Origin of the sequence: Anabaena sp. FACHB-83 (assembly GCF_014697485.1) — a bacterium.
In the GTDB taxonomy this organism is placed as follows: domain Bacteria; phylum Cyanobacteriota; class Cyanobacteriia; order Cyanobacteriales; family Nostocaceae; genus Nostoc_B.
Genome location: NZ_JACJRY010000010.1, coordinates 223,040 through 234,752, shown reverse-complemented (window position 1 = coordinate 234,752; position 11,713 = coordinate 223,040). Strand labels below are relative to the sequence as shown.

Below are 11,713 nucleotides of genomic sequence, written 5' to 3'. Positions count from 1 at the left end.
TTCTCAATCACCTTCCGATTCATCTTCATCGCTGGAGTTCTTTTCCTTCTACTCCTGTTGACGATTTCTTCTGCTTTAACTCCTCCTAATTGTAAAAAACCTACACCTGTCAGGGGAGGTGTGGGAGGTGTGGGAAGAAATCTTTCCCCTCTCTCTCCCCTGTTTTTTTTACACCTACACCCTTGTTTTAAACTGCTATAGTAGTTCTTGGTTGGATGAGGTAGACTTTATCTAACCAAAAATCGCCATAGTACAATTTTTGTGATTAGTAACATTCTAAAAATATGGCACTCGAACAAGAATTTCATTCTATAGATGTGACATCTTCAACAAGTACAGTCGCCATTGAAGGTGTAGATACACAAAACTTACCAAAGCTACCACCTGCGGGTAAATCTCAGACGCAATGGCAGCAAGTATCTCAGTTTTTAGAGCAGTTCCCTGATAATTTAAATCGTTTTTGGCAGGTATACCAATTGCCTTTGATAGCTGTAGTTGTAGTTTTGGCAGCTACTGTTACACTGAGAGTTGCGATCGCCATACTCAATGCCATTAATGACCTGCCCCTGTTAGAACCAACGTTAGAGTTAATTGGCATTGTTTACTCGACTTGGTTTGTATTGCGTTATCTTTTACAAGCTTCCACTCGCCAAGAATTGTGGGCAGAAATTCGCGTTTTAACAGCCCAAGTTTTAGGAGATTGAAGAAGTCTGAAGTCTGAAATAGTAGGATGCGTTAGGGCTTCAGCCTAACGCATCGCTTGATTATTGTATTTTTTAAATTATCAATACTCCTCTCCTTTAAAAGTGCTGAGTGCTGAGTGCTGAGTAAAAATGCTAGTCCCACTTTCATACTTGGCTATGAAGCTTGTTTCATTGCGACTCCCTTGTCTTCCTTGTCTTCCCTTTCCCCCTATCTATTCATAAAACAAAACTGCTAAATATGATTAACTCACCGTAATCACTACGCCTAAACTCTCATTCGCTAACCTATCAACTGCACAAACAGCATAAGTTCCAGGTTGAACGGTGGCGAAGGTTGTACCAGCAGATAAAACACGCTGAAGAGTCCAACTATCACCACTTTGGCGGTAAAGTGTCCAAGACCTGACAGGCTGATTATCTCCTGGTTGCCAGTTCAGTTTACCATCTTTAAATTGCAAGGCTTGGGGAGGGGTAACTTGGGCTGCACTCCGCCAAGGCATAGCAGGTACTATTGCAGGTCTAGAATAAAGAGAACTTTTAAATTGGTCAGCAATACCGCGCCGATTTTGATTAATCGCACTCATACTAAAGAAAATATTTCCTAGAGATAAGTTGCTGGCTAAGTTGCGGGAAATTTTGACTTGTTTGTCAATTTCATCGTCTTTCCAAGCTTTACCATCTAGTTGACCGAGATTATTTCCGGCGTAAATATGTCGCTGCTGAGAATTAATTTCTGTCCACCATCGCAGTAGTGCGGGATAGCTTTGTTTGCTTTGGTCAATTCGCCAATAAAGTTGCGGTGCTAAATAATCAATCCAACCTTGTTCTAACCATTTGCGTGAATCAGCATACAGTACACTGTAAGCATCTAAACCAGTGATTCCCGCAGGTTGTCCGGGGCGATAAATTCCAAATGGACTAATCCCAAATTTGACATAAGGCTTGGTTGTTTTGATTCCTTCCGAAAGCCGCAACACCATTTGATTGACATTTTCCCGTCGCCAATCATCTAAACTTAATAAACCACCTGCGGCTCTGTATGCGGCGTAGGTTTTATTATCAGGAAAAGATTGTCCTTGGATGGGATAGGGATAAAAATAATCATCTAAGTGAATAGCATCGATGTCATAGCGCCGCACAACATCAAGAATGACATTGTAGGCTCTATCTTGAACAATTTTTGAGCCAGGGTCCATCCACAGTTGATTGCCCCACTGATAAACTACTTCTGGATGGGTAAGTGCGATGTGGGGGCGGACATTGGGAGAACCTTTGATGCTAGTTTTGGCGCGGTAAGGGTTAAACCAAGCGTGAACTTCGATATTGCGTTTGTGACATTCAGCGATCGCAAACTCTAAAGGATCATAAAATGGTTCGGGCGCTCTGCCTTGAGTTCCAGTAATCCAAGCACTCCAAGGTTCTAATTCCGAAGCATACAAAGCGTCACCTTCAGGACGCACTTGCAAAATCAAAGCGTTGAAATTCAGTGCTTGCAACTGGTTGACAATTTCTAAAAATTCTGACTTTTGTTGTGCAGTTGGAAGTCCCGCCTTAGAAGGCCAATCACTATTCCACACCGATGCTACCCAAGCCCCACGAAACTCGCGTGTATGGCTGACTTTCACAGTACTAGATACGGGGGGTCTAGGTGTGGGCGTGGGCGTGGGTATTGGTGTGGGTGTGGGCGTGGGTGTTGTGGTTGGTGGAACTACAAGATAAACAGAAGATATCTTTTGAGCATTACCCAGATAAACTAAAGCTTGATAAACTATCGCCGCCACATCGCCGCGAGTTGCAGCTGTGGCGTAATTGAGTAATTTAATATTGGGGAAACTAGCAACAAAACCTGCACTCGTAGCTAAAGCGATTTGATTTCTAGCATAACCAGGAATATTGGCTGCGTCTTGATAAATTTGTGAAAGTTGGTTTACTAAGTCGGGTTTGATTTTTGCTGCTATGTCTAAACCGTTGACTAGAGAAACTAAAACATCACCCCTAGCAATGCGATTACTGGGACGAAAATATTTATCAGGGTAGCCGGTTAAAAACCCTGTTTCGTAAGCTTTTTGGATGGCGCTTGCAGCCCAGTTATTTGCCGGAACATCAACAAACGGAGTATATTGGCGCTTGACTGGGACTGTAAAAACTGCTGCAACAATCGCCGCAAATTCAGCACGAGTTACTGAGTTATCGGGGCGAAAAGTACCGTTGGGATAGCCATTTAAAATGCGCCGCGCTGCTAAGGCTTCAATAAACGGACGCGCCCAATGGTTTTGAGTGTCTGAGAAGCGTGCAGTAGTAGAGACCATTGTTGATTGCCATTAGTTTGCTTGGCTGGATTCTAACAGCGCGATCGCAATTCCTCCCGGACTTTTGCAGAAATTTTCATATTTGGCAACATTTTCTGCACTGCGGCGACAGTTGGCGTTAACTGTAGTGTTTATTAGAACAATTACGAGTAATTTAGTATTGAACATGAATCAATCAAAAGGCTAGTGTATGAGGCTAAATTTGAGTCGCCGTCAATTTGTGGTATTTGGTTCAGCTACCTTTGCTACCAGTTTGCTACTGAAAGCTTGTAGTAGTAACCAACCGCAGACACCCACAGCGAGTAGTGGCGCTGAAGGATTTAAAATAGCGATCGCTCTCCCTGGAGTCATCACCGATAAAGCCTGGAATCAGTCTGGCTATGAAGGCGTAAACCTAGTCAAACAAAAACTAGGTGCAGAAATCGCATATATAGAACAAGTCGCCCAAGCTGATCAAACAGAAGTCTTAACGGATTTTGCGCGTAAAGGTTACAATTTAGTTTTTGCCCACGGCGGACAATTTGATGCAGCAATAGAACAAGTGGCGACACAATTTCCTAATACATTTTTTGTGGGTGTGAATGGAAATGTGAAAGGTGAAAATATTGCATCTTTACGCATAGATCACTTACAAGGTAGCTATTTGTGCGGGATTATTGCGGCTGCTATGACTAAATCTAATAAATTAGCTTACATTGCTGGGCAAGAATTTCAAGCAACTCAAGAAGAATTACGCGGCTTTGAATTAGGTGCAAAATCAGTTAAACCAAATATGCAAATTGTTTCCACATTTACAGGCGATTGGAATGATGTCGCCAAAGCAAAAGAAGCCACGCTCGCTTTAATTTCTGCGGGTGCAGATGTGATTTATCAATGGTTAGATAGCGCCTCACCCGCAGTTTTGCAAACAGCCAGTGATAAAGGGGTTTATGCCTTTGGTAATACCAAAGACCAATTAGATGTTGCGCCCAAAGCAGTGTTAACTAGTGCAGTTAAAAGATTAGATTTAGCCATAACTTACTTAGCAGAGTTAGCCCAGCAAAAACAGTTAAAAGGACAGATATATTCTATCGGGTTAGAAAGACCTGATATTTTGAACTTAGGCAACTTTACCGCTAGTATTCCTGAGCAAGTTAAAAATAATGTCCTGAAAGTCAGACAAGAAATTATTGATAAAAAAATCACCTTTGAGAATTGCCAAGCAGATGGTAAAAATACTCGTTGTGTGAAAAAAGTATCAGCATAAATAAATGACATATTTACGCTTAGAAAATATCACTAAACGTTTTGGCTCATTTGTTGCTAACGATAACATTAGCTTGAGTGTAAATTCTGGTCAGATTCATGCAATTTTAGGTGAAAATGGTGCAGGTAAGACCACTTTAATGAAGATGATCAGTGGTTTATCTCAGCCTGATACTGGGCAGATATATATACAAGATAAACCAGTAAAAATTACCTCGCCTAATACTGCTACAAAACTTGGTATTGGCATGATTTACCAACATTTCATGCTTGTACCTCAGTTGACTGTTACCGAAAATATTATCTTGGGATTGAAAAATAGCTGGCGTTTAAATTTGCAACAAAAATATCAGGAAATTGCGGCTTTATCTCAAGCTTATGGGTTAGAAATTGACCCCTGTGCCAAGGTAGAAGATTTACCAGTGGGAATACAACAGCGTGTCGAAATTCTCAAAGTTCTTTACCGCCAAGCCAAACTTTTAATTCTCGATGAACCAACCGCAGTCTTAACACCACCAGAAGTTGATTCATTGATTGGAATTTTACGGCAATTAGCTGCTGCTGGTAACACAATTATTTTTATCAGTCACAAATTAGAGGAAGTAATTAAACTCTGTGATACCGTCACAGTATTACGCCGAGGAAAGGTAGTCGCCACAACCACTACTGAGGCTGTCACACCGCAAAATTTAGCAGAATTAATGGTAGGTTATGAGGTTGATTTACAAATTAATAAATCACCTGCTTTACCTGGAAAAGTAGTATTGACGGTGGAGAATTTACAAGTTGCAGATGATAGAAATATTCATGCTGTGGGTGATGTGTCATTTGAACTACGTGCCGGAGAAATATTAGGAATTGCGGGTGTTGATGGCAATGGACAAAGAGAATTAGCAGATGCAATTACAGGGTTACGTAAAATTAAGCAAGGAAAGATTGATTTAAAACCATCTTCTACAATGGCTTATATCCCTGAAGATAGACAAAAGATAGGTTTGATATTGCAATTTAGCATTGCCCAAAACTTAATTTTAAAAGCTTTTAAAAAATTCCCATTTTGTCGTAATTATCTCTTACAACCAGCAGCCATCAAAAATCATGCCCAAGCTGCAATGCAAACATTCGATATCCGCGCGACAGGAGAAGATATTCAAGTTAGTCAACTATCGGGAGGAAACCAACAAAAAGTAGTATTGGCGCGAGAACTGGCGGGGGAACCTGATTTAATTGTCGCTATGCAACCCACCAGGGGGTTAGATGTGGGGGCGATGACGGCGGTACATTTGCAGTTGTTAGCAGAACGCGATCGCGGTGCGGCGATATTGTATATTTCTACTGAGTTAGAAGAAATCATGGCGATGAGCGATCGCATTGCCGTAATCTACAGAGGTAAGTTCGTTGCTATTTTAGACGCACAGACAGCAACAGTGGAAGAAATTGGTCTATTAATGGCTGGGGGAAAACTATAAAATAAAATGCCAAATCTTTACATAATTGGTGGTGCAAATGGTTCAGGAAAAACAACTGTTGCAATGAGTTTATTGCCGAATTTTTTAGACTGCTTTGAGTACGTAAATGCAGATTCTATTGCTGCTGGGCTATCTCCATTAAATCCTGATTCAATGGCTATAGAAGCAGGAAAATTAATGATTACCAGACTACAAACTCTGTCTAATTCTGGCAGTGATTTTGCCTTTGAAACCACCTTAAGTGCGAGAACTTTTGTACCTTTTATAAATGAATGTAAGAACAAAGGCTATACAGTTAACTTAATATACTTTTGGTTACGAAGTGTAGATTTAGCTATAGAAAGGGTAGCACAAAGAGTTACCAGTGGCGGACATTCAATTCCAGAAGAGGTGATACGTAGAAGGTATGAAAGGGGTAAGAAAAATCTCATTTCTTTATATTTACCGTTATGCGATCGCTGGATTATCTATGATAACTCTAGTAATGAGACTAAGCTAGTAGCTGAGTATCGTTATGGTGAAGAAGTTATGATTTATGAAAATGCAATTTTAACTCAAATCAGAGGGGATAAAAATGGTTAAACCAGAATTAGAACTTTTATCTAGCAAAATTGATGCCGGCGTAAAAGCTGCAATTGCGTCCGCTATTGAACGACATCGTAAGCTTGGGCAATCAATTAGTATTATGCGAGATGGAAAAGTTATAACTTTAACTGCTGATCAAATCCCAGCAGTTCAGCATCAACAAAATAATTTAAATCAATAGGTAAATGTTATATAATAAGTAGGAGTAAGCTTTTTTAACTATATAAGAACTTTCAATGATTAACCCTATATCTTTTCAGACAGTCATTGAATATGTAGAATCTCTTTCAACGGAAGAGCAAGATTTACTACTAGAATTGATTGCTAAAAGACGCATTGAACAACGGCGTAAAGAAATTGCGTCGAATGCTATACAAACCCTAGAAGCAATTAGAACAGGCGTAGCCAAGCATGGTAATCTTGATGATCTGCGGGCTGATTTGCTGAGTGAAGAATGAGAGTTCTTGTTTGGGATAGTAGCTTCAAGCGTGCTTTTAAACGAGTGATTCGTAAAAATCCGCGCTTAGAAGAGAAAATATTTGAGGTTTTGGAATTACTTGTAGTTGATCCATTTACACATAGTTTAAAATCACATAAATTAAAAGGTGATTTAGAGGGATTGTGGGCTTGTTGGGTGGAGTATGATTGCCGTATTATTTACACATTTCAGCCTAATCCTGATAATGACGAAGACATGATTGTGCTAATCGATATTGGCACTCATGATGAAGTTTATTGAGTCAGAAACTAATGGGAACTACATTACAAATCAAACAAATATCTCCCTATATATTGGAGAAAATAAAAAATTATTCTGAGTTGGCAGGTATATTTTTAGACGCACAATACTTGGACGATTCACCATTTTGGAAAGAATTTACAATAGACCCAAATGATATTGATGATATGGAGTGGTTTAATGAGGCAACTAATTATGTACAAGAAGGATTAGATAAATTAGTCACGCACAAACCAGAAAAATTTGAAAAGATGAAGGATGATATTCCTTTAATTATTAATGAAGGCAAAAGTAAGTATTTAGATTTAGATAAAACTTGGCAAGCAATCAATTTCTTACTTACTGGATATGACTTTTATGATGAAGAATTTAATTTATCTAAATTAGTTGTAAGTAAAAATCCAGCCGATAATCTTCCTTTAATTAGGGCTGTCAGCCCCAGTCAAGGAATTGAATATGATGATGGTGACTATCCATTGTATTATTTTAGCGTTGATGAAGTTCAACAGATAGCCAAGGCTTTATCAGATTTTTCTATGGATGAAATCAAACAGAGATTAAAATTTAGAGGATTACCGGAAGATAGCTACAATCATTTATTTGATTACACATATCATCCCTTGGTGAAATATTACCAAGATGCTGCGGATAAAGGAAACGCAATGTTTCTTGATTTTGGTTAGTGGTTAAATCTATTTCTCGATGTCAAAACTCACACCTTCATAAATTGAATCAATTCCACAGCTAAAATCAACACTTTCGATAATGATATCTTCACCAATAGTATAGGGAGAATAGAGCCACATTCTACCCTCTCCGCGACGATAAAATTCTACGCTGATTTTTTCAGATTCCACTAAGATATATTCTTGTAAACTTGGCATATTACGATAAAAAGCAAACTTTTCGCCTCTATCTTTTGCTTCTGTACCAGGAGAAAGAACTTCTACAATTATCTTTGGATATTGGATAAATTTGCGAGCATTTGAATCTCGTGGATCACAACTGACTACGACATCAGGATAGTAGTATGGACTGTTAAGATTTACCTGTACCTTGACATCGGCAACGTTGATGCGACAACCTCTAGCACGTAAATGAGGATACAATGCTCGGTAGATGTTCAAGGCAATATCATTGTGAGGAATTGTACCGCCAGTCATGGCAAAAACTTTGCCATTAACGTATTCATAGCGGTATTCTTGTAGAGGTTCCCAATCGAGATATTGCTCGATACTCATTTTTTGAGGTTGAGGGTTGGCAATCATCACATCATGACCAAAATAAATCGCATTCAATCCCTGCTACCAATCTTATCACCGCTAATAGCAATTACCTCTGCCCTGATGGTTGGTGCTATTCTCATCATCTTTGCAGGCGCAAACCCTATCACCGCATACACAGCCTTATTTCAAGAGTCACTTGCCAATTACTTTGGTTTTGGTAACACCCTCACCAAAATGACACCGCTATTATTCACCAGTTTAGGAGTGTTAGTTGCATTAAAGGCTGGTCAATTTAATATCGGTGGCGAAGGACAAATTTATCTGGGTGCCTTGGGAAGTGCTTTAATTGGTCTATATGTGCAAGGATTACCCGCAATTATTCACATTCCCTTGGCTTTGTGCGCCGGATTTGTTTTTGGTGCGGTTTGGGGATGGATACCTGGTTATTTGAAAGCTGTGCGGGGAGTGAATGAAGTTATTACAACCTTGCTGCTGAATTATATTGCGGTGAATTTGGTTAGCTATTTGGTACAAAATCCTTTAAAAGCACCAGCCGCACCTAGTCCTTATTCACCTTTAATTGCTAAGTCTGCCCAGTTACCGATTATTTTACCGGGGAGTCTTGCCCATGCGGGAATTATCTTGGCGTTAATAGCAGCAATTATATTATGGGTTTTGTTAGGGCGATCGCCTCTAGGATACCAAATCACCGCCGTCGGATTAAACCCGATTGCTGCCCGTTATGCTGGTATGTCGGTGGAACGTACCATTATGTTAGTCATGGCGTTAGCTGGTGGTTTGGCTGGTTTAGCAGGTGCAACTGAGGTGATGGGGTTGAAATATCGCTTATTTGAACAAGTTTCGCCTGGTTATGGTTTTGATGCCATTGCGATCGCGTTTCTAAGTCGCGGTAATATTGGCGGTGTAGTGTTAACTTCCTTATTTTTCGCCGCCTTGCGTAGTGGTGCGAATGTAATGCAACGTAGCGCCGGGGTTCCAGTTACCGTAGTTTATGCTATTCAAGGTTTGACTGTGTTATTTGTTGCTATTAGTCTCGCGGTAGAAACCCAAAGGAAAGCTGAGGCTTAACGCTAAGAAAACTCTGCGATACTCCGCGTTAAAAAATCCAATGAATAACCTTAACTTCTTCTCTGATTACCTAGTCGCCAGTTTACACCTCGCTGTCCCCTTGAGTTTTGCATCTTTGGGCGGATTATATTCTGAACGTTCGGGAGTGTTGAATATTGCCTTAGAAGGAATGTTACTCACAGGTGCTTTTACTAGTGCGGTGGCGACTTTTTACACTGGCAATGTCTGGCTTGGTGTGCTTGCGGCTGTCATGGCTGGGGGTGTGGTGGGTTTACTCCACGCTTTTTTATGTGTAACTTTAAAAGTTGATCAGTTAGTGTCGGGGTTAGCAATTAATTTAGTGGCTGGTGGGTTAACTGCGTTTTTCGCGCGGTTGGTGTTTCACGGTGCTAACACCCAAAGATTACCAGGAATTACACCTCTCCTCATTCCAGGGTTGGCAAATATCCCAGTCTTGGGAATGCTATTGTTTCAGCAAGATATTCTTGTCTATTTACTGCTATTTTTAATTGCTGTTAGTGTATATGTTTTATTTCATACCAGCTTTGGCTTAACTTTGCGAGCGGTGGGGGAATATCCCCAGGCGGCGGTGACATCTGGGATATCAGTTGCAATGGTGCGTTACTGTGCGGTGGTGCTGGGTGGCTGTTTGGCGAGTTTAGGCGGTGCGTATCTCGCCTTAGTGCAGATTCGATTTTTCAGTGAAGGGATGAGTGCAGGTAGAGGTTTTATTGCGATCGCTGCTTTAATTTTTGGTAGATGGCATCCTATAGGTAGTGCTTTGGCTTGTTTATTGTTTGGCGCGACGGAAGCTTTACAATTACGTATCCAAGCTTTGGGTGTTAATATTCCTTACCAGTTTCTAGTTATGTTACCTTATGCGATCGCTTTATTTGCATTGTTGGGATTAGCTGGTAAAGCTTCACCACCAAAGGCTTTAGGAGTTAATTATTTTCCCGAAAATCATCAATGACAATAAATCCTATAACAGTGGTTAGAAAATTTGATACCTGCTACAGTTGCATATCACTCTAGAAGGAATGTACACTTTTAGTCATGATGTTTGCTTGATATTGCCACTGGCTTGTCGTTGTCTACCCTTAACTTCAGCATAGACAATCAACCTAGTGGGTCATACACGAGCTAGTTCATTTCGAGCCGCATACAGCCTTGTAAAGATAACCTCGTCAACCATCAAATATTTACTAGAAAATACGACTTCGCTGTTAGTGGAGTCACTTTGAGAATGTAAAAATTCATAATTTTGCTTAGGTAATCTTTAATTTAAAGGTGACTTGTTGTTTATGAACGGACAGCCACTAATCTTAGTTGTCGAAGAAAATATATACAATTTAGAACTCCTAAATTATCACATCAAGGCATTACATTATGCTTGTATTTGCGCCAAACAAGGAATCAAAGCTTTAATACTATCGCAAACACATCAACCTGATTTAATCATCTTAGATATGATGATTTCTGATATTACTGGCGGTCAAGTTATTGATTTCCTCAAACAAGATAAAAAAACTGCCAAAATTCCCATTATTGCAGTTATTCCTTGGTATTTGGAAGAAAACTCCGAACGTCTCTTTTTAACAGGTACAGATACTTATCTAACAAAACCATATAATTTGCATAAACTAGATACCGTTTTGACTGGTCGTTTCACTCAGCTAAATTCTTCAAGTTTGCTTTAGGGATAGACTCTGGATTCCGCACTTCTGGCAACTGTTGTAAAATCACAATTATTCCAGTTCTTCCGGTAGCTAAATTTGTATTAGTCATCAAATCAACTATTGGCTTACCAATGATTTCTTCTAGTAAATTTTGTAGTTGACGTTTAATGATTTTGTCTAAAAATAAGCGGACTTGTTCAGCTAAGTTATCATACCCGCCAGAGATTAATGTTAACTCTACTAATGAAGCTGATTTTTCTAGAGAAATCACCAATTCCGTATCAAAAAAATGACATACAACTTGGCTAGGACGTTGCCCTATTTGTTCATAATACAAAGCACTAATTCGTTGTGCAATTTCTCTTTCAAGTTGTCCAATAGTGGGGTATGACATTATTTTCGTTGGTGTTTACACTCTAGTGCTTGGGTTAGTTGAGTCTGGCTTAAATAAAATTAAGATTAATAACTAACATAATATCTATACATATTATATATACCATTCTATATAAACAATCAAGGTGAGGTTAAATCATATTTTTTTCACTATTTAATTTGGCTAAAAGAACTCCTCATGATAAACAATAAAAATTTATATAGCGATTATAGCCTTAGCTATTATCACTTAAAAATGAGCCATGTCAAGCACAGTATTAATTGTGAACAGCAAA

15 protein-coding genes are annotated in these 11,713 nt (G+C 39.4%); 11 read left to right on the top strand and 4 right to left on the bottom strand.

Features of this window, described 5'->3' with window-relative positions:
* Nucleotides 1–284: 284 nt before the first annotated feature.
* Nucleotides 285–704: a CAAD domain-containing protein gene (locus H6G79_RS15005; protein WP_190589523.1), complete on the top strand. Its 420-nt coding sequence runs from the start codon at nt 285–287 to the stop codon at nt 702–704.
* A 242-nt stretch (nt 705–946) separates the two neighbouring features.
* On the opposite strand, the gene H6G79_RS15000 is transcribed toward H6G79_RS15005, so the two are convergent.
* Nucleotides 947–3,013, bottom strand: coding sequence for a family 10 glycosylhydrolase (locus H6G79_RS15000; protein ID WP_190589524.1), 2,067 nt, complete (start codon nt 3,011–3,013; stop codon nt 947–949).
* Between the two features lie 12 nt (nt 3,014–3,025).
* Nucleotides 3,026–3,181 (bottom strand): hypothetical protein, encoded by a 156-nt coding sequence (locus tag H6G79_RS14995; protein ID WP_190589525.1) that lies wholly within the window; start codon nt 3,179–3,181, stop codon nt 3,026–3,028.
* 22 nt (nt 3,182–3,203) lie between these two features.
* On the opposite strand from H6G79_RS14995, the gene H6G79_RS14990 reads away from it, so the two are divergent.
* From H6G79_RS14990 to H6G79_RS14960, 7 genes are read left to right on the top strand one after another with little or no spacing between them, the layout of a single operon-like run.
* A complete protein-coding gene (locus H6G79_RS14990) occupies nt 3,204–4,259 on the top strand; it encodes a BMP family protein (protein ID WP_190589526.1) in 1,056 nt (351 codons plus the stop codon).
* 4 nt (nt 4,260–4,263) lie between these two features.
* Nucleotides 4,264–5,727 carry an ABC transporter ATP-binding protein gene (locus H6G79_RS14985; RefSeq protein ID WP_190589527.1) on the top strand — a complete coding sequence of 488 codons (1,464 nt, stop codon included), beginning with the start codon at nt 4,264–4,266 and terminating at the stop codon, nt 5,725–5,727.
* Nucleotides 5,728–5,733: 6 nt separating this feature from the next.
* Nucleotides 5,734–6,309: a zeta toxin family protein gene (locus H6G79_RS14980; RefSeq protein WP_190589528.1), complete on the top strand. Its 576-nt coding sequence runs from the start codon at nt 5,734–5,736 to the stop codon at nt 6,307–6,309.
* Nucleotides 6,302–6,493 (top strand): hypothetical protein, encoded by a 192-nt coding sequence (locus H6G79_RS14975; RefSeq protein WP_190589529.1) that lies wholly within the window; start codon nt 6,302–6,304, stop codon nt 6,491–6,493. The genes H6G79_RS14980 and H6G79_RS14975 overlap by 8 nt, the downstream gene beginning before the upstream one ends.
* Nucleotides 6,494–6,548: 55 nt before the next feature.
* Nucleotides 6,549–6,770 (top strand): hypothetical protein, encoded by a 222-nt coding sequence (locus H6G79_RS14970; protein WP_190589530.1) that lies wholly within the window; start codon nt 6,549–6,551, stop codon nt 6,768–6,770.
* Nucleotides 6,767–7,051 (top strand): type II toxin-antitoxin system mRNA interferase toxin, RelE/StbE family, encoded by a 285-nt coding sequence (locus tag H6G79_RS14965; protein ID WP_190589531.1) that lies wholly within the window; start codon nt 6,767–6,769, stop codon nt 7,049–7,051. Before H6G79_RS14970 ends, H6G79_RS14965 begins: the two co-directional genes overlap by 4 nt.
* Before the next feature lie 11 nt (nt 7,052–7,062).
* Nucleotides 7,063–7,734, top strand: coding sequence for a DUF1877 family protein (locus H6G79_RS14960; protein WP_190589532.1), 672 nt, complete (start codon nt 7,063–7,065; stop codon nt 7,732–7,734).
* A gap of 9 nt (nt 7,735–7,743) precedes the next feature.
* Here H6G79_RS14960 and H6G79_RS14955 read toward each other — a convergent pair whose 3' ends face one another.
* Nucleotides 7,744–8,319 (bottom strand): Uma2 family endonuclease, encoded by a 576-nt coding sequence (locus H6G79_RS14955; protein WP_190589701.1) that lies wholly within the window; start codon nt 8,317–8,319, stop codon nt 7,744–7,746.
* Nucleotides 8,320–8,325: 6 nt separating this feature from the next.
* On the opposite strand from H6G79_RS14955, the gene H6G79_RS14950 reads away from it, so the two are divergent.
* The 3 genes from H6G79_RS14950 to H6G79_RS14940 all read left to right on the top strand — a co-directional run bounded on the left by H6G79_RS14950 (nt 8,326) and on the right by H6G79_RS14940 (nt 11,066).
* Nucleotides 8,326–9,366 carry an ABC transporter permease gene (locus H6G79_RS14950; RefSeq protein ID WP_190589533.1) on the top strand — a complete coding sequence of 347 codons (1,041 nt, stop codon included), beginning with the start codon at nt 8,326–8,328 and terminating at the stop codon, nt 9,364–9,366.
* A gap of 40 nt (nt 9,367–9,406) precedes the next feature.
* Nucleotides 9,407–10,339, top strand: coding sequence for an ABC transporter permease (locus tag H6G79_RS14945; RefSeq protein WP_190589534.1), 933 nt, complete (start codon nt 9,407–9,409; stop codon nt 10,337–10,339).
* A gap of 331 nt (nt 10,340–10,670) precedes the next feature.
* Nucleotides 10,671–11,066 carry a PleD family two-component system response regulator gene (locus H6G79_RS14940; protein WP_190589535.1) on the top strand — a complete coding sequence of 132 codons (396 nt, stop codon included), beginning with the start codon at nt 10,671–10,673 and terminating at the stop codon, nt 11,064–11,066.
* Here H6G79_RS14940 and H6G79_RS14935 read toward each other — a convergent pair.
* Nucleotides 11,035–11,439 (bottom strand): DUF2294 domain-containing protein, encoded by a 405-nt coding sequence (locus H6G79_RS14935; RefSeq protein ID WP_190589536.1) that lies wholly within the window; start codon nt 11,437–11,439, stop codon nt 11,035–11,037. The two genes, H6G79_RS14940 and H6G79_RS14935, sit on opposite strands and share 32 nt — an antisense overlap.
* Nucleotides 11,440–11,713: the final 274 nt, after the last annotated feature.